The organism is Nocardioides luteus, assembly GCF_000960475.2.
Lineage (GTDB): Bacteria > Actinomycetota > Actinomycetes > Propionibacteriales > Nocardioidaceae > Nocardioides > Nocardioides luteus_A.
Window position 1 is genome coordinate 106327 of the sequence record NZ_JZDQ02000015.1, and the last position, 20974, is coordinate 127300.

21 protein-coding genes are annotated in these 20974 nt (G+C 70.3%); 8 read left to right on the forward strand and 13 right to left on the reverse strand.

Annotated elements, in window-relative coordinates; translation table 11 throughout:
- Positions 1-47 precede the first annotated feature (47 nt).
- Complete coding sequence (locus UG56_RS12485) at positions 48-749, forward strand: winged helix-turn-helix transcriptional regulator (RefSeq protein WP_045546984.1); 702 nt, start codon at positions 48-50, stop codon at positions 747-749.
- Positions 750-762: 13 nt separating this feature from the next.
- Here UG56_RS12485 and UG56_RS12490 read toward each other — a convergent pair whose 3' ends face one another.
- A complete protein-coding gene (locus UG56_RS12490; RefSeq protein WP_045546985.1) occupies positions 763-1095 on the reverse strand; it encodes a hypothetical protein in 333 nt (110 codons plus the stop codon).
- A gap of 111 nt (positions 1096-1206) precedes the next feature.
- On the opposite strand from UG56_RS12490, the gene UG56_RS12495 reads away from it, so the two are divergent.
- Together UG56_RS12495 and UG56_RS12500 are read left to right on the forward strand one after the other, a co-directional pair.
- Positions 1207-2085, forward strand: a complete 879-nt coding sequence (locus tag UG56_RS12495) for an AAA family ATPase (RefSeq protein ID WP_045546986.1) — start codon at positions 1207-1209, stop codon at positions 2083-2085.
- Positions 2082-3452 carry a vWA domain-containing protein gene (locus UG56_RS12500; protein ID WP_045546987.1) on the forward strand — a complete coding sequence of 457 codons (1371 nt, stop codon included), beginning with the start codon at positions 2082-2084 and terminating at the stop codon, positions 3450-3452. Before UG56_RS12495 ends, UG56_RS12500 begins: the two co-directional genes overlap by 4 nt.
- A gap of 16 nt (positions 3453-3468) precedes the next feature.
- Here the strand turns inward: UG56_RS12500 and UG56_RS12505 are convergent, their stop codons facing one another.
- The 3 genes from UG56_RS12505 to UG56_RS12515 all read right to left on the reverse strand — a co-directional run bounded on the left by UG56_RS12505 (position 3469) and on the right by UG56_RS12515 (position 7138).
- Positions 3469-4245 (reverse strand): GntR family transcriptional regulator, encoded by a 777-nt coding sequence (locus UG56_RS12505; protein WP_045546988.1) that lies wholly within the window; start codon positions 4243-4245, stop codon positions 3469-3471.
- 462 nt (positions 4246-4707) lie between these two features.
- The gene (locus UG56_RS12510; RefSeq protein ID WP_045546989.1) at positions 4708-6216 is read right to left on the reverse strand and encodes a spermidine synthase; all 1509 of its coding nucleotides are present in this window, start codon (positions 6214-6216) and stop codon (positions 4708-4710) included.
- 10 nt (positions 6217-6226) lie between these two features.
- Complete coding sequence (locus UG56_RS12515; RefSeq protein WP_045546990.1) at positions 6227-7138, reverse strand: DMT family transporter; 912 nt, start codon at positions 7136-7138, stop codon at positions 6227-6229.
- Between the two features lie 40 nt (positions 7139-7178).
- Between UG56_RS12515 and UG56_RS12520 the strand changes: the two genes are divergently transcribed.
- On the forward strand, positions 7179-7667 hold the full coding sequence (locus tag UG56_RS12520; protein WP_045546991.1) for a MarR family winged helix-turn-helix transcriptional regulator: 489 nt from the start codon (positions 7179-7181) through the stop codon (positions 7665-7667).
- 65 nt (positions 7668-7732) lie between these two features.
- Positions 7733-8728 (forward strand): MerR family transcriptional regulator, encoded by a 996-nt coding sequence (locus tag UG56_RS12525; RefSeq protein ID WP_045546992.1) that lies wholly within the window; start codon positions 7733-7735, stop codon positions 8726-8728.
- A gap of 98 nt (positions 8729-8826) precedes the next feature.
- On the opposite strand, the gene UG56_RS12530 is transcribed toward UG56_RS12525, so the two are convergent.
- From UG56_RS12530 to UG56_RS12550, 5 genes are all read right to left on the reverse strand, one after another.
- On the reverse strand, positions 8827-10023 hold the full coding sequence (locus UG56_RS12530; protein WP_218145206.1) for a hypothetical protein: 1197 nt from the start codon (positions 10021-10023) through the stop codon (positions 8827-8829).
- Between the two features lie 25 nt (positions 10024-10048).
- A complete protein-coding gene (locus UG56_RS27920) occupies positions 10049-11389 on the reverse strand; it encodes a hypothetical protein (RefSeq protein WP_045546993.1) in 1341 nt (446 codons plus the stop codon).
- Positions 11386-12267: a hypothetical protein gene (locus UG56_RS27925; RefSeq protein WP_071327045.1), complete on the reverse strand. Its 882-nt coding sequence runs from the start codon at positions 12265-12267 to the stop codon at positions 11386-11388. The genes UG56_RS27920 and UG56_RS27925 overlap by 4 nt, the downstream gene beginning before the upstream one ends.
- Entirely contained in the window at positions 12264-12626 is a 363-nt protein-coding gene (locus UG56_RS12545) for a hypothetical protein (protein ID WP_045551253.1), read from the reverse strand. Before UG56_RS12545 ends, UG56_RS27925 begins: the two co-directional genes overlap by 4 nt.
- Positions 12627-12719: 93 nt before the next feature.
- Positions 12720-13844: an aminotransferase class I/II-fold pyridoxal phosphate-dependent enzyme gene (locus UG56_RS12550; protein ID WP_256206592.1), complete on the reverse strand. Its 1125-nt coding sequence runs from the start codon at positions 13842-13844 to the stop codon at positions 12720-12722.
- A gap of 186 nt (positions 13845-14030) precedes the next feature.
- On the opposite strand from UG56_RS12550, the gene UG56_RS12555 reads away from it, so the two are divergent.
- Complete coding sequence (locus UG56_RS12555; protein WP_045551251.1) at positions 14031-15521, forward strand: potassium/proton antiporter; 1491 nt, start codon at positions 14031-14033, stop codon at positions 15519-15521.
- 32 nt (positions 15522-15553) lie between these two features.
- Here UG56_RS12555 and UG56_RS12560 read toward each other — a convergent pair whose 3' ends face one another.
- Entirely contained in the window at positions 15554-16069 is a 516-nt protein-coding gene (locus UG56_RS12560; RefSeq protein WP_045551250.1) for a LytR C-terminal domain-containing protein, read from the reverse strand.
- Between the two features lie 28 nt (positions 16070-16097).
- Positions 16098-16391 (reverse strand): type II toxin-antitoxin system VapB family antitoxin, encoded by a 294-nt coding sequence (locus tag UG56_RS12565; RefSeq protein WP_045551249.1) that lies wholly within the window; start codon positions 16389-16391, stop codon positions 16098-16100.
- 50 nt (positions 16392-16441) lie between these two features.
- Here UG56_RS12565 and UG56_RS12570 point away from each other — a divergent pair, with 50 nt between their 5' ends.
- Complete coding sequence (locus UG56_RS12570) at positions 16442-18013, forward strand: helicase HerA-like domain-containing protein (RefSeq protein ID WP_045551248.1); 1572 nt, start codon at positions 16442-16444, stop codon at positions 18011-18013.
- A gap of 43 nt (positions 18014-18056) precedes the next feature.
- Complete coding sequence (locus tag UG56_RS12575; RefSeq protein ID WP_045551247.1) at positions 18057-19550, forward strand: amidohydrolase; 1494 nt, start codon at positions 18057-18059, stop codon at positions 19548-19550.
- Positions 19551-19634: 84 nt separating this feature from the next.
- On the opposite strand, the gene UG56_RS28360 is transcribed toward UG56_RS12575, so the two are convergent.
- The gene (locus tag UG56_RS28360; protein WP_177191469.1) at positions 19635-19808 is read right to left on the reverse strand and encodes a hypothetical protein; all 174 of its coding nucleotides are present in this window, start codon (positions 19806-19808) and stop codon (positions 19635-19637) included.
- 194 nt (positions 19809-20002) lie between these two features.
- Positions 20003-20887: a spermidine synthase gene (locus UG56_RS12580; RefSeq protein WP_045551246.1), complete on the reverse strand. Its 885-nt coding sequence runs from the start codon at positions 20885-20887 to the stop codon at positions 20003-20005.
- Positions 20888-20974 lie beyond the last annotated feature (87 nt).

Below are 20974 nucleotides of genomic sequence, written 5' to 3' on the forward strand. Positions count from 1 at the left end.
CGGGCTCACTACTCTCGACGGGATCGAACGACTCGGAGAGGATCGACGTGACCCTGAACCTGACCTACGGGGACCTGGGCGACGCGTGCGCAGCCGCGCACGCACTGGACCTGATCGGTGACCGATGGAGCCTGATCGTGGTGCGCGAGCTGATGTTCGGCCCGCGCACGGCCCGCGACCTGGAGTCCTCGGTGATCGGGGTCAGCGCCGACGAGCTCAAGGACCGGCTGCAGTTCCTCGAGCACGCCGGCGTCGTGGTCGAGACCGAGCTCGGCTACATCACCAAGACCACGGCCTACGCCCTCACCCCGTGGGGACGCGAGCTCGAGACGATCCTCGGAGCGCTCGGCCGCTGGGCCCACGGCTCGTCCCGCTTCCCGATCATGACCGCCGGGATGACGCCCAGCGGCGTGATGGTGGCGATGCGCACGATGGTGCCCGCCGGCAGCGCGACCACCCCCGAGCCGATCAGCGTCGCCTGGGAGCTGACCGACGTACGCCGTCCGGATGCGGCACCGCAGCAGTTCCGGCTGCTCTGGACGGGCAACCAGTTCGACCTCGCCGAGGGCACCCTCGAGGACGCCGACGTCACCGTCGCGGGCGACTCGACGGCCTGGACCGGAGTCGTGTTCATGGGCTTCCCGGTGGACGCGGCGATCGCCGAGGCCGGGCTCCGGGTCGAGGGCGACCGGGCCGCGCTGGACCGCGTGCTCGGACTCTTCGCGGACACGCTCGCCGAGGCCAGCTGACCCGGCGCGATCCCTAGGAGGCCGGGTCGGCGCAGAAGGCGATCAGCTCGCCGCGGGCCTTGCCCTGCTCGATCAGGTGGCCGACGTCGAGGGAGACGTGCTTCAGCTCGCCCAGCGGGGAGCGGATGATGGCGCTCTCCCGGCGCCAGGGCGCGATCGTCGGAGGGGCCACGCAGTGGTGCTGCTCGAGCATCGCGGCGAGCTCGGGCTGCTCCCGCTTCGCCAGCGACCGGGGCTCGGACGGGGTGGTCACGGCAACCAGACAGAAGGCCGCCAGCGCCGTCAGCGCGCAGACCTTCATGGCGAGGACGACCAGCGTCAGCGGTCGTGGGGTGTCCGAGTGCACGTGTATCTAACGACCGATCGGTGTCGCGGTGACGGGTCGTTCCGACACTATGACGAAAGTCCCACCCGGACACCGGGAGCGGAGCCGGAGCAGAGTCGCTAGTGTCGCGTCATGCCTTCGCGTACGTCTTCCTGGTTCTCCTCGCCCGCCGAGGCCGTCACCCGCCTGGGAGACGTCGGCTACCTGGCGGACGCCTCGACCGCGTTGACGACCTATCTCGCGGGGGCGCTGGAGAAGCCGGTGCTCATCGAGGGGCCTGCCGGGGTGGGCAAGACCGAGCTGGCCAAGGCGATCACCCGCGCGACCGGCGCGGAGCTGGTCAGGCTGCAGTGCTACGAGGGGCTCGACGAGGCCCGCGCGCTCTACGAGTGGAACTACAAGAAGCAGCTGCTGCGCATCCAGGCCGCCGGCGACGGCCAGGCGTGGGAGGAGACCCACGACGACATCTTCTCCGAGGAGTTCCTGCTGACCCGGCCGCTCCTCACCGCGATCCGCCGCGAGGAGCCGACGGTGCTGCTCGTCGACGAGGTCGACAAGACCGACGTCGAGGTCGAGGGGCTGCTGCTCGAGGTGCTCTCCGACTTCCAGGTGACCATCCCCGAGCTCGGCACGATGACCTCGACCCGCCGGCCGCTGGTCGTGCTCACCTCCAACGCCACCCGCGAGCTCTCCGAGGCGCTCAAGCGACGCTGCCTCTATCTCCACCTCGACTACCCCGACGCCGACCGGGAGCGCGAGATCGTGCTCTCCCAGGTGCCTGGCCTCGACGACAAGGTCGCCCGCCAGCTGGTCTCGGTCGTCGGCCGCCTGCGCGAGCTGGAGCTGAAGAAGTCCCCGAGCATCGCCGAGTCGGTCGACTGGGCGCGCACCCTGATCGCCCTGGAGATCACCGATCTCTCCGACAAGGCCGTCGCCGACACCCTCGGCGTCGTCCTCAAGCACTCCTCCGACGTCGACCGTGCCGTCCGAGAGCTGCGGTTGAAGCGGTGACCCTCCTCGACCGGCACATCGAGTTCCTCGAAGCGCTTCGGGGAGCCGGGCTGCCGGTGTCGCTCTCCGAGGGCCTCGACGCGGTCACCGCCCTCGGTCTGATCGGCTGGAACGACCGGACCCAGGTCAAGGAGGCGTACGCCGCGACCCTGGTCAAGCGCGCCAACCAGCGAGCCACCTTCGACGGGCTCTTCGAGCTCTACTTCCCGCGGATGGTCGGCTCCGGCACTCCGTCAGCGACAGGCGACGCCGAGGCGGCCGGGGTGGTGAAGGACGGGCCCGAGGCGTTGTCCGAGTTTACCGAGCGGTTGGCGGAGGCGCTGGCGGCCGACGACGTCGAGATGCTCCGCCAGCTCGCTGCCGAGGCGGTGGCGCGCTTCGGCGCGATGCCCGGCCGTGGCCCCGGCCTGAGCTCGTGGTCGTCCTACACCGCGCTGCGCCGGCTCTCGACCGACGAGCTGACCTCCCGCCTCATCGAGGGGCTCCAGCGGGGCGGCTGGACCGAGGAGGAGGCGGCGCGCGTCGGAACCCGGCGCGTGGATCGCTTCAGCGGTCTCGTCGAGGCCGACGCCCGCCGTCGGATCGCAGAGGAGAAGGGCCCCGAGCAGATCGCCAAGATCGCCGTACGTCCCACGATCGAGAAGCTCGACTTCCTGCACGCCCGCCGGGCCGACCTGGAGGCGCTCCGGCGCGAGATCTACCCCCTGGCGCGCCGGCTCGCGACGCGGCTCACCCAGGAGCACCACGCGCGCCGGCGCGGAGCGGTGGACCTGCGGCGTACGCTCCGGTCCTCGATGTCCACCGGCGGCGTCCCCGTCGACCTGCGCTACCGCCCGAAGCGGCCGCACCGCACGGAGCTGGTCATCCTCTGCGACGTGTCCGGTTCGGTGTCGAACTTCGCGACGTTCACGCTGATGCTCGTCTTTGCGCTGCGGGAGCAGTTCGGCAAGGTGCGTGCGTTCACGTTCGTCGACGAGATCCACGAGGTCACGTCCTACTTCCGACCCGGCGCCGACCTGGTCGACACCATGACCGAGCTGACGAAGGCGACCGAGCATGCGGCCCGGATGGGGCGCACCAACTACGGCCGCGCCTTCTCCCTCTTCCAGGAGCGGCACGCCGACGCCCTCGGCCCCAAGTCGTCGCTGCTGATCCTCGGCGACGCCCGGTCCAACTACTCCGACCTCGCCGTGGGCTCGCTGCGCGCGATGGCCGAGTCCGCGCGGCACTCCTACTGGCTCAACCCCGAGGTGCGTACGCAGTGGGACACCGGCGACTCCGAGGCGACCCGTTACGGGTCGATCATCGAGATGCGGGAGTGCCGCAACCTCACCCAGCTCAGCGAGTTCGTCCACGACCTCGCCTGAGGCCGCGGCCGGCGGCTCACTGCAGCTTCAGGTCCAGCCCGTAGACGATCCGGTCGGCGACCCCGACGGAGTCGGTGATGCAGACGACCCGGTCGTCGGCGAGGAACCGGCGGCGGTCGGAGAGGACCGGGGTGCCGTCGGGGATCTGCAGGTCGTAGGTCTCCTGCGGCGTCGGCATCCGGGACTCGATGTCCATCGCGACGGTGGTGACCTTCACGCCGACCGTGGCCAGCAGGTCCTTGATCGGCGGCTGCGGCCAGTCGTCGGTCGGGGTGGCCAGCGGGGTGTCGATGACCAGCGGATACGGGATGTAGGCGGTGGTGCGGTATTCGGCGGTGTCGCCGCTGATGAAGAACGTGTAGGTGGTGCTGAGCAGCTCGCTGCGCGGGTCGAGCTCGAAGGCCTCGCCGAGCTTCTCGCCGGCCGCGATGACCTCGTAGGAGTGCTCGACCGAGATGCCGTCGTCCGGGCCGCGGGGCGGCTGGTGGTAGGCCGCGTCGGGCTTGGCCGGGTGGCTCGGGTCGGTGATCAGCATGCTCATCAGGTCGTAGCGGGTCTTGGTGGCGTCGCGTACGAAGACGCCTCGGCCCTGCTCGCTGGTGATGAGGCCCTCATTGCGCAGCACCGCCAGACCTCGCCGAATCGTGGCGCGGTCGTAGGGGAAGGTGTCCATCAGCTCGGGTTCCGTCGGTAGACGCTCGCCGGGCAGGTAGGTGCCGTCGTCGATCTGGGCCCGCAGGTAGTCGGCCACGTGAAGGTATTTCGGCAGGCCGCGCGGACGGGGGTTGCTCATAGGAGAACACGTTACTGAGCCGTACAGATCCCGAATAGCCGCATAGCCCCACCCTTTCCGCCTTGACCCATTGCAATGAGTGGACTTATGGTCGAACGTGTCTCGGGGCGTTGGGCGGCATGGCCCAGCTGTGACACCGGCGTCTCGAGGCACTCAACGACGAGAGCCATCGACATTCCTTGGGGGGAATTCGTGTTCGTAGACGACAGACTCAGCATGGGGTCCAGCGAGAGGCCGCCGGTCCTGGCCAAGGACCCGCTGGTCTACCGCACCGACCGGGGCAGCTTCTGGCACCTTCGCTCGGTCAAGAGGAGCAATGGGTACGTCCTGACCGTGTGTGGCCGCCGCCTGGGCACCTGGCACGTGCTGCCGCCGCGCAGGCTCAGCAGGGTCGCGCCCGATCAGGTCTGCGTCGGGTGCCTGCGCAAGACGCCGATCGGCGAGGTGAAGCGACCGGCTGGCTCAGGCGACTTCGAGCAGGCTCAGGTCGGTGAGCCACTCGACCGGCGCGACGTCATCCGTGTAGACCGTCCCGCCCCGGACGGCCGGCTCGAGCCGGGCGGCGGAGGCGAGAAGGGTCCGGGCCAGGTCAGCGGGCTGATCCTCGGCGGTCGCAGCGAGGTCGGCGGACGGATCGGCTTCCGGGTCGACCCTCGCGATCAGCTGAGTGTTGGTCGGGCCGGTGTTCGAGCGCCACACGGCCTCGCCGAACGAGGTCCGCAGAGTTGCGGTGAGGACCTTCTCCAGCGCTGTCGATCCCTCGGGGTGAGCTGAGTTCACGACGAGCACCCCGCCCGGGTTCAGGTGGTCCTTCGCCAGCGCGAAGAACTCCTTCGTGGTCAGGTAGAACGGGATGTAGGGCTGGTGGTAGGCGTCGACCATGATCGCGTCGTACTTCCGGGTCTGCTTCTGCAGCCACGGGCGGGCGTCGGCGGTGTGGAGGTGGAGGTTCGGCTGCTCCTCGAGGCCGAAGAGCTCCTTGCCGACCTCGGTGACGTCCTTGTCGATCTCGACGGCGTCGACCCGGGTGTCGGGGGCGTAGTGGCCCAGCTGGCGCGCGGTCGTCCCGGCGGCCGAGCCCAGGATCGCCACCGACTTCGGGGCTTCCGCGCCGGCGTACGACAGCGAGAGCATCTCGTCCCAGTAGTTGCCGGTGAGCCACTCGCCCTCGGCGTAGACCGAGTGCACCGCGTGGCCCTCGTTGAGCTCGAGGTAGCGGCTGCCGTCGTCGTACTCGACCACGCGGGCGTACTGGTACTCCGTCTCCTTCTCCCAGATCACCTCGCCGCCGTTGCTGGTCAGCGTCTTGATCGACCCGGTCGGCAGCGCGATCAGGCCGAGGATGGCGACCGGGACCACGACGGCCGGCAGCCGCCCCTTGACCAGGTGCGGGATCGCGCAGGCCGCCATGCAGAGAGCGAAGATCAGGAAGGTACGTCGCGTCCCGACGACCGGGATGAGGAACAGCGAGGCGGCGAAGGTGCCGACCAGGGAGCCGACCGTCGAGATCGCGTAGAGGCGCCCGGCCGCGTGGCCGGCGTCCGCGACGGAGTCGACGCTCAGCCGGACCGCGTAGGGGCTGACGATGCCGAGCAGGAACAGCGGGATCGCCAGCAGCACGCCCACCCCGACCAGCGAGCCGGCGAAGGTCGCGATGCTGAGCTGGTCGACCGCCTTGACCGCGAGCGGGAGGAACGGGTCGGCGATGAACGGCACCGCGGCCAGGAGGGCGGCGGCGACGAGCACGATCTTGGCGAGGCCCGAGGGGTGCGGGTTCCGGTCGGCGATCCGGCCGCCGACGGAGTAGCCGATCGCGAGCGCCACGAGCACGGTGGCGATCGTGTTGGCCCACACGATCGTCGAGTCGCCGAACCACGGCGCGAGCAGCCGAGCCGCGGCCATCTCCGATCCCAGCGTGCCGGCACCGACGGTGAAGACGAGGAGCTCGAGCGCACGCGCACGCAGTTTCATGCACGTGAACCTATCCGGGCGCTCCAACGTCGGCGCACGAGGCCGGTGCCGGTGTGCGCCACACCCTGATCCGGTCGAGCATGGCAGGCTGTCCGAGGAGTACGCCACCGAGCACCAGCGCCATCCCGAGCGCGCTCGTCGGGGTGAGGTGCTCGCCCGCGAAGGCGAGACCGATGAGGATCCCGGCGACCGGGTTGAGCAGGCCGACCAATGACACTGCGGCCGCCGGGAGCCGCCTCGCGCCGCGGAACCAGACCGCGTAGGCGACGACCGTTCCGAGGAGACCGATGAAGGCGTAGCCCCCGACCGCGGGCAGGTCGAGAGTGGGAGGCGCGCCTTCGACGAGGAGAGCCACCGGCGCCAGGACGAGGCCGCCCAGGACGAGCTGCCAGGCGGTGAAGGTGAGCAGCCCGACCGGCGGCTGCCAGACCTTGACCAGGATGAAGCCGGTGGAGAAGACGGCCACCGAGGCGAAGGCCGCCAGGACGCCGATCAGGTCGAGGCTGGCGCCGCCGCGGAGCACCAGCAGGGCGACGCCGACGGCGCCGACGACGCCGGCTGCGAGCGAGCCGGCGCGCGGTCTCTCCCCGGCGAACGCCCAGGCCAGCAGCATCACCACGATCGGCGAGACCGCGGTCAGGGTCGCGGCGAGGCCGCCGGGGAGACGGTAGGCGGCGACGAAGACGAGCGTGAAGAACGCCGCGAAGTTGAGCAGGCCGAGCGCTGCGGTGCGCCACCACCAGGAGCCGTGGAGCAGGCCCGGACGGAGCGCGAGGAGCAGCAGTCCGAAGGGGAGTGCCCGGACCACCGCGCCGAACAGCGGCCGGTCCGGCGGCAGGAAGGTGGCGGTGACGAAGTAGCCCGATCCCCAGGCCACCGGGGCGATCGCAGTCAGCGCGAGGGTGACGAATCTACTTTCCATGGAAGAGATAATATCTTCCGTGTCAGATATATTCCAGGTCATGGCAGACCACGTCTCGACCGTGATGGCGCAGTGGGAGCAGGAGCGCCCCGACCTCGACGTCACCCCGCAGGCCGTCATCGCCCGGCTGCACCGCCTCGCGCTACGCCTCACCGACGAGCTCGTCCAGGTCTACGCGCAGCACGGCCTGGGCGAGGGGGAGTTCGACGTGCTCGCGACGCTTCGACGGCAAGGTGCTCCGTACGCGCTGACGCCGAAGGAGCTCGGCGAGCAGACGATGGTCTCCTCGGGGGCGGTCACCAAGCGGGTCGACCGCTGCCTCGCCCAGGGCTGGGTCAGCCGAGGGCGCCGCGACGAGGACGGCCGCGGCCGCCGGATCGCGCTGACCGAGAGCGGACGCGAGCTGATCGACGCCGCCTTCGCCGACCACATCGCCAACGAGCACCGCCTGCTCGCCGTCTTCACCGCGACCGAGCGCCGCTCGCTCGCCCGGCTGCTCGAGAAGTGGGCCGAGCAGACCGGGGCTTGAGCTTGCCCCAGGGTCAGACGCCAATCTGCTGACACCGGTGACCTTCACCGGGGAGGATGGTGACCATGAGCGGGCTGAAGGGCCTTGTGAACATCGGCGATTTCGCCCGGGCGACCGGGCTGACGCCGAAGGCGCTGAGGTTGTACGACGACCTGGGCCTGCTGCCGCCTGCGGAGGTGGACCCTCACTCGGGCTACCGCCGTTACACGCCTGACCAGGTAGGACTCGCCCGGCTCGTGGCAACGCTGCGCCTGGTCGGGATGCCCTTGGCCCGGATCCGAGAGATCCTCGACATGCCGGCCGCCGCCGCGGCGGCGGAGGTCGAGAGGTACTGGCGCCAGGTCGAGGCGGACACGGCCACGCGACGCACCATGGTCTCCATCCTCGTCCACGCGATGAGGAACGAGGCACGACCGATGACAATCACCACCGAAAGACTGCACGCCGAGTTCGGCGTCAGCCACGAGCAGGGTGGCCGCGCCACCCAGCAGGACGCCGTCCTGGTCACCGCCGAGCTGATCGCCGTCTCCGACGGTTTCGGGGATCGTGACGATCTCGCGGGGGCGGTCCTGACCGCGTACGCCGCGGGCGGGCTGAGCTCGGCGATCCAGGAGGTCTTCGCCGAGACGCCGAAGTCCGGCACCACCCTGACGGCGATCGACCTGCACGGCTCGACCGCACGGATCACCCACATCGGCGACGCGAGGGTCTACCTCGTACGAGACGGAGACGTACGTCAGGTCACCCATGACCACACGGTGGTCGCCGCCATGGTCGAGGCGGGCCAGCTGACGCTCGACGAGGCCCGCTCCCACGAGCACCGGGCCCTGCTCAACCGTGCCCTCGTGCCCGGGGTCGTCGCTGACGAGATCACGCTCGACCTGCTGCCCGGCGACCGGCTCGTGCTGAGCACCGACGGTGTCCACTCCTACGTGGACGACCTGGACGCGCTGATCACCGCCGAGGCCGGACCGCAGGAGATCGCCGATGCGGTTGCGGCCGCCGTCGTCGCTGCCGGGGAGCCGGACAACCACACCATCGTGGTTGCCGATCTGGCCTGACTTCTCAGGCAATCCCTGCACTTCTCTGGCAATGCAACGCCTGAGAAGTGCAGGCCTGAGAAATTTGTAGAGGCCGGTTAACCGGGTATCCCTGCGGCCTAGCCCCGCGGCCACCACCGACGTCTCGGCGGTGCAGGCTCCTCGCTCAACCCGGCGGCAGCAGCGGCGAACGAGTCGCGCAGGGAGGGATAGACGAGCTCGATCTCGGGGTGCTCGACGAGCGTCTGGGCGATCCGGCGGGTGAGCCGCTTGCCGACGGTGGCGATGTGCCGGACGACGGCGTCGACCTCCTCGTCGGTGAGCTGTTGCGGGTGGTAGGGCTTCGGCGGCTTCTCCCGCAGCAGCTCGCGCATGGGCTCGAGGGAGTCGATGTCGTAGCGCAGCGCCAGCGCGTGCAGCTCGTCGTCGGCGATCTTCCGGAGCCGTTCGTGGTCGGCGGGAGGGATCAGGGTGTAGGTGGTCGGTCCGAGCGGACAGGACTGGAGGTGGATGTCGAGGCGCTCCTGCAGCTGCGGCCCGAGCGGCAGGGCGTTGAGCGCGCGCTTGATCTCGAGCGCGTGCAGCGAGTAGGAGAGGTTGACCCTCGCCAACGACAGGTCACCGAGCTCGGTGGTGTCGATCCCGACGGTGTCGAACAGGTCGGTGAGCAGGTTGTCGCCGACGAAGAGCTCCGGCAGGTAGGGCCGGAGCACGAGCCGGGAGCGCACCGCCTCGGAGCCGAGCGCGCGGTAGAGGTGCTCGTGGCCCAGCCACCCGCCGTAGGCATCGGGGGACGGCTCGAACGGATCCACGTGCGCCAGCCGCTTGACCCGCTGGTTGTAGTCGGACTCGAGGAAGGCGAGGGGATCGCGGACGTACAGGACGAACCGGGCCTGCGGCGGCAGCAGCTCGGCGATCCCGGGAAGCTCGGGGAGGAAGGCCTCGGAGGAGAGCAGCAGCGTGTGGCAGCCGCTGCCCTCGAACTCCGCGAGTGTCCTGGCGACCTCGCGCGGCGAGGCCACGAAGAGATGGCCGGAGCGTTCCATGAGCGACCCGGCGTTGCCGGCGCTGATGCCGTTGGAGTCGACGCGGTGCTGGGGATAGAAGATGCCGGCCTTCGCGAGCTTCGCCGTGTGGGTGATGAAGAAGGACTGGACCGCGGAGGTGCCGGTCTTGGGGAGGCCGGCGTGGATGACGATGGACTTCACGGTGACCGATCGGGTAGGCGTCAGAGTGCCCACCGCGATCGGTCTACCGGTGCCGAGCACGGGTTCGCCGGGGATGGTGCGGAGGGCGACTCCACCGTATCGACTCACCTCCTCGAGGCAAGCCCCGCGCCGTCTATCCCAGATAACCCAGACTGCGGATCCGCCCGATCTCGTCACGGAGCTCGTCGTGGCCGGCGTTGTCCGCCGCCCTGCCGCCGGCGATGTAGTGGCTCTCCGTGGCAGCGGTGCCGTCGTAGACGACCGTGAACCGATGTCCGACACCCGCGTTGATGAGCCCGCCGAGGAGTGCGACCGGGTCGGAGCGGTCCTCCAGCGACAGCACTCGGGTGGTCTCCGGAACCCGCGGCGCTGCCGCGCCCGGAGCACCCACGGTGACCACCTGGTCCACGACGTACGCAGCCCCGGCTGCCGCCGCGATCGCGGCCGCCGCGGTGCCCCCTGCCGCGGCACCGACGAGCATCACGTGCGAGCCGGCGACGACGGCCTCCTCGATGGTCCGCGACGCGGTGGCGATGTAGTCGGAGAGGTCACCGGAGACGAGCCGCAGACGCCGGTTGCCGGCGTAGGGGCCCGGGAGGTAGGCGATGTAGCGGCCGGGCGCCGTCTCCTGGACGGCGACACCGGTCTCGACGGTCTCGAGGGTCCGGATCAGCTCCTCGATGCTGGCCGGGGTGGCCGCGGTGATGTCGCTGCCCGCGGTGTCCTCCTTGGTGGTGGCCAGCGCCCCGCCGACGTCGCGCAGCGCATGGCCGGCGTCGCTCGCGAACGTGTCGATGCCGGCGGCCCGCAGGGCGCCCGCGGTGGCTGCGGCAGCGTCGTCGCCGCGGGGGAAGTCGGCGGTGAGCAGCGAGCGGAGCTCGAGCGACTCGAGCAGCCCGCCACCGGTGGCGATGTGGTCCATCAGCTCGGGATGCCCCTGGGCGAGCTCACCGAGATAGGCGGTGACGCCCTCCCGGTCGAGCGCGTCGGTCTCGATCAGACCGGCCGACAGCAGCGACCCACCGAGCTCGACCTCGGGCGCGAGGTAGTCGAGCGCGTTGGCCGCGATCGCGCCCAGCGAGCGGCGTGCCGCCGCCTGCAGCTCGTCGATCCAGCGGTAGGTCTGCACCGTCGCGCGCACCGAGACCGCGTCGGCGTCGAGCGCCTGACCGAGACCGAGGATGCCACCCTTCTCGGAGGTCGCGGCGCGGATCTCCTCCTCGGCCGGCTCCCACGTCTTGGCGGAGAGCTCGGCGGAGGAGGTGACGTCGTCGTCGTTCAGGATCGCAGCCCCGAGCTCGGCCCACTCGCGCAGCTGCGCCCCGGCGTCGCCGATGGAGGCGGCCAGGCCGAGGATCTGCTCGTACTTGTCCTCCCGTCCGGCAGCGGGCGTCACCGGGTCGGGGGTGCCGCCCGGGACCGGTCCCAGGCGGTTGACTGGGTCGTTGACCGGGTTGTTGTCTGAAGAGCTCATCGGGCCACCTCCGCGAGAACAGGGGCAAGGTCTGCGGCGAGCTCGGACGGCTCCACGCTGCTGATCACCAGTGTCAGCTCGCCGTCGAGCGACACCGTACGCATCGAACGCCAGCCGTCGTTGACCAGCGTCCAGGAGACCGTGCCGATGAGCGGGGTCTCCGGGTCGGCGGTGGTCGCGACGACGGCACGGAGGCGCCCGTGGGCCTCGGTGGACAGCGCCTCGAGAGCGCTCGAGACGACCACGTCGCCCGCGGTCAGCACCGGGACCAGGTCGCCGCGTCCGGTGCGCAGCGCCTCGAAGACGGCGTCGGCGGTCGCGAACGGGACCTCGAGCTGGTCGGGCACCGCCGAGGTCAGCCGGGCGGTGTCGCTCGGCAGGGTGGCGGTGCGCCCGAGCTCGGTCGCCCAGGCGGCCGAGGGATACCAGGAGAGCTCGAAGACGAGGCCGTCCACGGTGGCGAGCGAGGCGGCCGCCTCGCCCTTCTGCCGGTGCCAGGCACGGCCACGACGGCCGTCGACGACGACGTCGAGGTCGATGACCACCTCCGGGGTCGCCAGCAGCCCGAGGGCACCGGCGATGCCGGCGTCCAGCGTGCCGTCGGCGGAGAGGAGGTCGCGCCGCTGCAGCGAGGTGCTGCCCTCCCCGAAGCCGGCGACCGCGCGGGCCAGGGCCTCGGCCTCGGCCGCCGCGCGGGTCTGTCCCAGCCGGGCGTCGAGCCCCTCCTCGCGGTGGGTCGCGACCTCGAACGGGAGCGGCGCCCCGATGGTCTCGCAGGCGTGGGTGAGCTCGGTGAGGGTCAGGCCGACCCGGCGGGGCACACCGGCCCACGGCTCGGTCGGCGCCGCCGGAGCGGGTCCCAGGTCGATCGTGGTCATCGAAGGGTGACCTCCAGCCAGTCCTTGTGGCCCGGCTCAGGGGCCTCGAATCCGTCGAGCTTGCCGTCGACGGTCAGCGCCTCGGCGCGCGCCTCGACCTCGGCGATCTGCTCCTTGAGCAGGTCGACCTGCTTGAGGTGCTTGGCCAGGGCGTCGGAGGCGCGATCGTGCTGCTCGGCCGCGCTCCGCAGCGCGGTGGCACGCTCCTTCATCCGTCCACGGAGGGACTCGGCAGCCCGCCCGTGCCAGGGCACCGCCTCGGCCTGGCTCACCAGCTTGTCGGCACTCGCGCGGATGTCATCCGCCTGCTCACGCAGACGGTTCACCCGACGACGGATCACGTCGCTGTCGCCGTACATATCCCTCCTCGGACAGATCTCTGTGATGGTCCTACCCCGCCGAAGAGTTTCTAAACGTAAAATCGTGAACTTTCTCAAATTCACGCGCGATGTCTACCGGAGCACGGTGGAGAGGCGGTCGAGACCCTGCTCGATCTCGGCGGCCGAACCGGCGAAGGAGAGACGTACGAAGCGGTGTCCGTCGACCGGGTCGAAGTCGATCCCGGGCGCCATCGCGACGCCGGTGCGGTCGAGGATCTGGTGGCACCAGGCCATGGTGTCGTCGGTCCAGCGGCTGACGTCGGCGTAGACGTAGAAGGCGCCGTCTGCCGGGGCCATCTCGGTGACGCCGAGCGAGCGGAGACCGTCGAGCAGGACACCACGGTTGGTGGCGTAGCGGGTCACGTGGCTGTCGAGCTCGGCGTAGGCGTCCGGGGTGAACGCCGCCACCGCGGCATGCTGGGCCAGCGCCGGCGGGCAGATGGTGAAGTTGCCGACCAGCACGTCGATCGCGCGTCGCAGATGGGCCGGGGCGAGCAGCCAGCCGATGCGCCACCCGGTCATCGAGAAGTACTTGGAGAACGAGCCGAACACGACGGCATCGCGCGAGGTCTCCCAGGCGCTGCGGCCACGACTACCGTCCCCACCGTAGGTCAGGCCGTGGTAGATCTCGTCCGAGATCAGCTGGATCCCGGCCTCCTCGCAGTAGCGCGCCAGCGCCGCCAGCTCCGCAGGGAGCAGCATCGTCCCGGTCGGGTTGGCCGGGCTGGCCACCACGAGCCCCTTCAGCCCGACGCTCTCGTGCAGCTCCCGCACCTGCTCCACGGTCGGCTGGAACCGCTCGGCCGCACCGGTCGGGATCTCCACGACCTCGCACCCCAGGGCCGCGAGCACGTTGCGGTAGCAGGGGTAGGACGGCCGAGCCATCGCCACCTTGTCCCCGACGTCGAAGGCCGCCAGGAAGCTGGCCAGGAACCCGCCGCTGGCGCCCGTCGTGACGATCACGTCCTCGGGGGACACCTCGATCCCGTGCCAGGCGCGGTGATGCCCCGCGATCGCCTGGCGCAGCTCGAGGATGCCGGTCGCCGGCGTATAGCCCAGCGGGTCACCGCTCTGCAGCAGCCGCACCGCCTCGGCGGTGACCGCCTGCGGCGCCCCGGTCGACGGCTGCCCCGAGGTGAGCGAGATGAGATCGCCGTACGTCCGCTGCCGCTGTGCCGCCCGCTCGAGCATGTCCATCACGTGAAAAGGAGGCACGTTCGCGCGTTGGGCAACAGTCAGACGGTCCATAGGGGCAAACATTAGGATGCAGTCCCAGAGGTCGGAGGGGGGCCCGGCGTACATGAGCGAGCGTCAGCGAGCGACAGTCCGGTCCTCCATGCGGCCGCCTCCGTACTCTTGCGCTCGCGCTACGGGGGCGGCCGCATGAGCTTCGACGTCCACCAGCTCGACATGTTCGTGCTGGTCGGCTCCCTGGTCACGCTCCTGGCGATCCTTGCCGTGCGGGTCTCGACGAAGGCCGGGCTGCCCTCGCTGCTGATGTACCTGCTGATGGGCGTCCTGCTGGGCGAGTCGGTGCTCGGGATCCGGTTCGACGACGCCGCGCTCGCGCACGCCCTCGGCTTCGGGGCGCTGGCCCTGATCCTGGCCGAAGGTGGTCTGACGACCTCGTGGAAGGACGTACGTCCCGCCTTCGGTCTCGGCCTGATGCTGGCCACGATCGGGGTGGTGGTCTCGATCGGGATCGTCGCGGTGGGGGCGCACTATCTGCTGGGGCTCTCCTGGCAGCTGGCGTTCCTGCTGGGCGCGGTGACCTCGCCGACCGACGCGGCCGCGGTGTTCTCGGTGCTGCGGGTGGTGCCGCTGCCCAAGCGGCTGACTGGTGTCCTCGAGTCGGAGTCAGGGCTCAACGACGCCCCGACCGTGGTGATCGTGACGCTGATCGCAAGCGGCGCGATCGGGGAGAACCATCCGGTCGTCGTGGCCGGGATCGTGGTCGGCGAGCTGCTGCTGGGCATCGTGGTCGGCCTGCTGGTCGGCTTCGGCGGTGCGTGGCTGATGCGCAGAGCCGCGCTGCCCTCCGCCGGTCTCTACCCGCTGGCCGTGATGACGCTGGCGTTCCTGGCCTACGGCGGGTCGGCATGGCTGCACGGGTCCGGCTTCGCGGCGATCTACGTGGCCGCCCTCGTGCTCGGCAACGCCGACCTGCCCCACCGCGGCGCGACCAGGTCCTTCGCCGAGGGCGTCGCCTGGCTGGCCCAGATCGGGCTCTTCGTGATGCTCGGGCTGCTGCTGTCCCCGGGGCGTATCGACCTGACGACGATCGGACTCGCGCTGGCCGCCGGGCTGATCCTGACCCTGCTCGCCCGGCCCGCGTCCGTGCTGGTCAGCACGGTGGTCTCCCGGATGACGTGGCGCGAGACGGCGTTCGTCTCCTGGGCCGGGCTCCGTGGCGCCGTCCCGATCGTGCTCACCACCATCCCCCTGGCCGAGGGCGTCGACGGTGCCGAGGAGCTCTTCGACCTGGTCTTCGTGATGGTCGTCGTCTATACGCTGCTGACCGGTCCGACGCTGCCGTGGGCCGCCCGGGTCCTCGGCGTCGCCCGTCCGAACGACCCGCGCTCGCTCGATCTCGATGTCGCGCCGCTGGAGCAGATCGCGGCGGACCTGATCCAGCTCCGGATCCCGCGCGAGTCACGTCTCCACGGCGTCGAGGTCGGCGAGCTGCGGCTGCCCATGGGATCGTCGGTGTCGCTGCTCATCCGCGACGGAAAGACCCTGGTTCCGGAAGGAACGACGGTCCTCCGTGCCCGTGACGTCGTCCTGGTCGTCGTGCCCCGTCACCACCGTGAGCAGGTCGAACGGCGTCTCGAGCTGGTCAGCCGGAAGGGCCGGCTGGCGGGCTGGCTCCGCTGAGCCCTACTCCACGAGCCCTACTCCACCGGGGTCTACTCGACCGGCGGGCTGCAGATGGTGCCGTCGGCCTTGGCGGTGACGGTCTTCTCGCCGCCGGTGACCTCGGGGAAGTGCTCGCCGGTGACGACCACGATGCCGGGGACGTCGTACTTCTTCTCGACGATCTTCGCGTCGCCGAGCCAGCTCGCGACGAGCGCCGCGGAGGGCGCGTCCTTGTCGGGCGTCCAGACCTCGACGGTCTTCAGCCGGGTGCCGCTGGGAGCGTTGCCGGTCCGACCCTTGACGAAGCCCTCGTCGACGAGGTCCGTCATCGCCCGGGTGGCGAGCCCGGCCCGGGTGCTCGCGTTGAGCACGGTCACGACCACCTGCGACGGGTAGACCTCGGAGCCCTTCTTGACCGGGGTGTCGACGCACGGCCCGACATCCACCTTCTGCGGGAAGGGCGCGGTCATCGCCTTCCATCCCCAGGCACCGGCCAGAGCGACCGCGGCCGCGAGGACGGCGAGGATGATGAACGTACGAAGTCCCGTGAGGGCCGAATCGAGCATGGGGCCGAGCCTAACTGCTCGGAACCCCCTAGCCGAGGCTGTGCACGCGGGCGTGGAGCACGTTGCGCTGCTGCAGCGCCGCACGGAGCGCCCGGTGGAGCCCGTCCTCGAGGTAGAGCTCGCCGTTCCACTCCACGACATGGGCGAAGAGGTCGCCGAAGAACGTCGAGTCCTCGTTGAGCAGAGCCACCAGCTGGAGGGTGTCCTTGGTGGTCACCAGCTCGTCGAGACGTACCGTCCGAGGAGGCAGCGCGGCCCACCCCTTGGTCGTCAGACCATGGTCAGGGTAGGGGCGAGAATCGCCGACACGCTTGAAGATCACCCTCGTGACTGTATCGCCCCACCACCAAATACCAACATAGAGTCCTCGTCATGACGGATGCTGCTGCTCTCTCAGAAGCGGTCGGGCCCGGCTACCAATTCGAGGGTCCTGCCCTCGAGCTCGGGGGGCTGATGGCGGACGCTGAGACGTTGACGGAGACGCCGATCCGCATTCCTTTGGGGATGCTGAACAGGCATGGCCTGGTCGCCGGTGCGACCGGCACGGGAAAGACGAAGACCCTGCAGCTGCTCGCCGAGCAGCTCTCCGCGGCCGGGGTCCCGGTGTTCGCGGCCGACATCAAGGGCGACCTCTCCGGTCTGGCCGCCCCGGGCGCGTCGAGCGAGAAGCTGACCGCCCGAGCGGCCTCTGTGGGGCAGGCGTGGCAGGCGCGCGGGTTCCCCGTCGAATACTTCGCGCTCGGTGGCGAGGGCACCGGCATCCCGGTCCGGGTCACGGTCGACGGCTTCGGGTCGACGCTCCTCTCCAAGGTCCTGGGGCTCAACGAGACCCAGGAGTCCTCCCTCGGGCTCGTCTTCCACTACGCGGAGAAGGCCGGCCTCAAGCTGATCGGGCTCGACGACCTGCGGGCGGTGCTCCAGTGGCTGGTCTCCGACGAGGGCAAGGCCGATCTCAAGGGCCTGGGCGGCCTCTCGTCCTCGACGGCAGGGGTGATCCTGCGTACGCTCATCGCCTTCGCCGACCAGGGCGCGGACGAGTTCTTCGGTGAGCCCGCCTTCGCCGTCACGGATTTCGTACGCAACGACGGCGACGCCGGGATCATCTCGCTGCTCGAGCTGCCCAACCTGCAGGACCGGCCGGCGATCTTCTCGACCTTCCTGATGTGGCTGCTCGGCGAGCTCTTCCGGGCGCTGCCCGAGGTCGGCGACGTCGACAAGCCGAAGCTGGTCTTCTTCTTCGACGAGGCACACCTGCTCTTCAACGACGCCTCCGACGCGTTCCTCGACCAGATCACCAACACGGTCCGGCTGATCCGTTCCAAGGGGGTCGGGGTCTTCTTCGTCACCCAGAAGCCGACCGACGTGCCGGAGGACGTGCTGGGTCAGCTCGGCTCGCGCATCCAGCACCAGCTGCGGGTCGCGACGCCCAACGACGCCAAGGCGCTCAAGGCGAGCGTCAACACCTACCCGACCTCCTCCTACGACGACCTCGGCGCCGTCATCCAGACGCTCGGGATCGGCGAGGCGATCGTGACCGTCATGAACGAACGCGGCGCGCCGACACCGGTCGCCTGGACCCGGCTGCGGGCGCCGGAGTCGCTGATGGGCCCGGCGGAGGCGGCGGCCATGACGGCCGCGGTCGCGGCCTCGCCGCTGGCACCGAAGTACTCCACGGTCGTCGAGGTCGAGTCCGCCGTCGACCAGCTCAAGGCGAAGACGGACGCGGCAGCCGCCGCCCAGAAGGCCGAGGCCGAGGAGAAGGCTGCCCAGAAGGCTGCCCAGAAGACCGCTCAGAAGACCGCCGCGAAGAAGCCCTCCGGCTCGCGGTCCCGGTCGCGTGACGACGACTCGATGATCGAGACGGTGGTGAAGTCGACCGCCTTCAAACAGGCCGCGCGCACCGCCGCCAGGGAGCTCGTCCGGGGACTCTTCAAGCGCCGCTGATGGTGATTGGCTCGGGCATGGGCAGTGTCTCTATCGTCTGCTCATGCCCGACCTGCTCCTCCGGAACGTACGCATCGTTCCGCTCTCACCTCGGGCGAACGTGCCCGCCGGGGTGGTTGACGTCCTCGTCGCCGACGGTGTCGTGTCGGCGGTCGGAGAAGGCCTGTCGCGACCGGATGGTGTCGAGGCGTACGACGCCGGTGGCCGCTGGCTCGTGCCGGGACTGTGGGATGCCCACACCCACCTCGGCCAGTGGACGCTGCGGGCCAGCAGGCTGGACCTGCACGGCACCCGTTCGCCCGCCGAGGCGCTGGCTCGGGTCGCGGCTGCGGCCCGCGATGTCCAGCCGGGCGAGGCGATCGTCGGGATGGGTCACTCGGCCGGCACCTGGGACCGCTGGGGCACCGTCTCCGAGCTCGACTCGGTCACCGGCGGCATCCCCGCGATCCTGGTCAACCACGACTTCCACCACGCCTGGCTGAACACCGCCGCGCTCGATGCCCTGGAGCTGCCGCGCCGTGAGGACATGGTGCAGGAGACGGAGTGGTACCAGGCCTATCCGCGGGTCGCGGAGCTCTTCGAGACCAGTGGGAGCACCCCGGCGGCCTACCGCCGCATGCTCACCCGCACCGCCGCGCTCGGCGTGGTCGGGATGACCGACTTCGAGGTCGGCGTCCGGCTCGACGACTGGCGCTCGCGGTGGGCGTCGGGCTGCGACCTGGTCCGCATCCGGGTGGCGACGTACGCCGACCAGCTGGACGAGGCGATCGCCTCGGGTCTCCGCACCGGCGAGCCGCTGATCGAGGGTGACGACCGGCTCACGATGGGACCGCTCAAGATCATCAGCGACGGCTCGCTCGGCACCCGGACGGCCTGGTGCTGCGACCCGTACGCCGACGACCCCGACAGCTGCGGAGCGCCGAACCAGTCACCGGACGAGCTGCAGGGGCTGCTGGCCAAGGCCCATGCGGCGGGGCTCGAGGTGGCCACGCACGCGATCGGTGACCGGGCGGTGTCGGAGGCACTGGCGGCGTACGCGGCGACGGGGGCGCGGGGGAGCATCGAGCACGCCCAGCTCGTACGTCACGAGGATCTGCCGCTGATGGCCCGGCTCGGTATCACCGCCTCCGTGCAGCCGGCGCACATCCTGGACGACCGGGAGATGACCGAGGACGTCTGGCCGGGGCGGGAGGAGCGCTGCTTCGCGACCCGCTGGATGCTCGACGAGGGCGTCCGGGTGGCGCTCGGGTCCGATGCCCCGGTCGCGCCGCTCGACCCGTGGCTGGCGATCGCGGCGGCCGTCGGTCGCTCCCGTGACGGCAAGGAGCCGTGGCACCCGGAGCAGGCCCTCACCGCCCAGGAGGCGTTGGCGGCCTCGGTGGACGGTCAGCCCACCGTCGCTCCCGGATCTCGCGGTGATCTGGCCGTGCTCGACGTCGACCCGCTGCGCGCGTCGGTCGGAGATCTCGCCGCGGTCGCCCACGGCGGGGTCGTGCTGACCACGGTCGGCGGGCGGATCGTCCACCGCAGCGAGTAGGAGCCCGAGGAAATTGCGAAGGCCCGGCCGTCGTCGGCCGGGCCTTGCGCTACGGGATCGTGGATCCCCCCATTGAGACGCTGGTCAGGCGGACCAGCGCACCGAGTCGTCGACGAAGTCGGCGAACACGTGGACTCCGCGCAGGTCCTGACGCTCGTCCATGAGCTTCGTCAGGGCACTGGCGTGCCGGAACTTGAGGCTGCGCTGCTTCGCGGAGCTGTTGTTCGCCTCAGGCTGGGTCGCGGTGAGTGTTTCCATCGAGGTCCCCCCTACAACGGATAGATGGTGTGCATCGTGGGTTTGTCCTGCGCATCAAGCATCCCGCCCCTAAGTCGCGGGCAGGTTGTTTGAACGTTACAAGCCGGTTTCGGTAAAAGAAATGCCTGTGGATGCCTGTCCTGGTATCTGCCGAGCGATAGGGCCGAATCTCGCTAGACAAAGGGGACGGAGGGTCAGTCGGACGCGGATCTGAGCGAGTCGACCGCCTGCCGAGCGTGCGCGAGGAGCCGCAGCGCGGCGCTCGCGTCGGGCAGGTTCGGCTTCGGGGACCAGAGCTCGTCGGCGTCGCTGATCGGACCGGCCCCGTCGATGATCGGGTCGAGATCGGTCACCAGCGCACCCTTCGACGGGTCACCGGCCAGAGCCGAGCGGATCACTCCGTGGTCGATCGGGGAGTCCGAGGCGATCAGGGTGGCGTTGCCGAACCGCGCGCCCGCGAGCGCGGACCCCTGCACGATCATCGCGACATGCTCGAAGACCGTACGCAACGTGGCGAGCTCGCGACGGGTGAAGAGCAGCTCGGGGCCGGCGACGGAGTTCAGCACCAGCCGGCCACCCTCGCGCAGTGCACGGCGCGCCGCGGTCATGCACTCCAGCGAGGTGAACGCCGGCGGGATCCGGTTGCCGACGAAGACGTCGATGACGATGACGTCGTGCTCCGAGCCGGGATGGGCCTCGAGCCACGAGCGGGCCTCGGCGGTCTCCATGGTGATGCCGTCGGGGAGTGGGAACCGTGACCGGGTGAGCTCGACCAGCGCGGGCTCGAGCTCGACGACCGTCTGCGCGGCCGCGGGCCACCGGTGGGCGACCGCGCGGGGGAGCGCGAGCAGCGCTCCGCCCAGGTGCGCGGCCGTGCCAGGTGCCTGGTCTCCGAACGCGGCCAGCATCCAGCGGATCGAGGCGAGCTTCGGCGGCTGTGCCGGGTCCCCGAGATGGGACTGCGAGACACCGTCGATCGCGATGACCCAGCCATCCTCCTTGCGTACGAGATCGGCGGTGCTGCCGTCCGAGAAGACGATGCGCTCGGGGCTCCCGGATGGCCCGGAGGGTGTTGACATACGTCGATCCTGCCAGACACCATCGCGCCCGAGCCGGGACATTCCGGTAGCCTTCTGGCGTTGTTGTTCAGGCGCCGAAAAATACTC

Bases quoted from the DNA above. Each gene is read 5' to 3' on its own strand.
- UG56_RS12495 (WP_045546986.1), top strand. From the start codon at position 1,207: ATGCCTTCGCGTACGTCTTCCTGGTTCTCCTCGCCCGCCGAGGCCGTC.
- UG56_RS12505 (WP_045546988.1), bottom strand. From the start codon at position 4,245: ATGAGCAACCCCCGTCCGCGCGGCCTGCCGAAATACCTTCACGTGGCC.
- UG56_RS12510 (WP_045546989.1), bottom strand. From the start codon at position 6,216: ATGAAACTGCGTGCGCGTGCGCTCGAGCTCCTCGTCTTCACCGTCGGT.
- UG56_RS12515 (WP_045546990.1), bottom strand. From the start codon at position 7,138: ATGGAAAGTAGATTCGTCACCCTCGCGCTGACTGCGATCGCCCCGGTG.
- UG56_RS12520 (WP_045546991.1), top strand. From the start codon at position 7,179: ATGGCAGACCACGTCTCGACCGTGATGGCGCAGTGGGAGCAGGAGCGC.
- UG56_RS12525 (WP_045546992.1), top strand. From the start codon at position 7,733: ATGAGCGGGCTGAAGGGCCTTGTGAACATCGGCGATTTCGCCCGGGCG.
- UG56_RS27920 (WP_045546993.1), bottom strand. From the start codon at position 11,389: ATGAGCTCTTCAGACAACAACCCGGTCAACGACCCAGTCAACCGCCTG.
- UG56_RS27925 (WP_071327045.1), bottom strand. From the start codon at position 12,267: ATGACCACGATCGACCTGGGACCCGCTCCGGCGGCGCCGACCGAGCCG.
- UG56_RS12545 (WP_045551253.1), bottom strand. From the start codon at position 12,626: ATGTACGGCGACAGCGACGTGATCCGTCGTCGGGTGAACCGTCTGCGT.
- UG56_RS12550 (WP_256206592.1), bottom strand. From the start codon at position 13,844: ATGGACATGCTCGAGCGGGCGGCACAGCGGCAGCGGACGTACGGCGAT.
- UG56_RS12555 (WP_045551251.1), top strand. From the start codon at position 14,031: ATGAGCTTCGACGTCCACCAGCTCGACATGTTCGTGCTGGTCGGCTCC.
- UG56_RS12560 (WP_045551250.1), bottom strand. From the start codon at position 16,069: ATGCTCGATTCGGCCCTCACGGGACTTCGTACGTTCATCATCCTCGCC.
- UG56_RS12570 (WP_045551248.1), top strand. From the start codon at position 16,442: ATGACGGATGCTGCTGCTCTCTCAGAAGCGGTCGGGCCCGGCTACCAA.
- UG56_RS12575 (WP_045551247.1), top strand. From the start codon at position 18,057: ATGCCCGACCTGCTCCTCCGGAACGTACGCATCGTTCCGCTCTCACCT.
- UG56_RS28360 (WP_177191469.1), bottom strand. From the start codon at position 19,808: ATGGAAACACTCACCGCGACCCAGCCTGAGGCGAACAACAGCTCCGCG.
- UG56_RS12580 (WP_045551246.1), bottom strand. From the start codon at position 20,887: ATGTCAACACCCTCCGGGCCATCCGGGAGCCCCGAGCGCATCGTCTTC.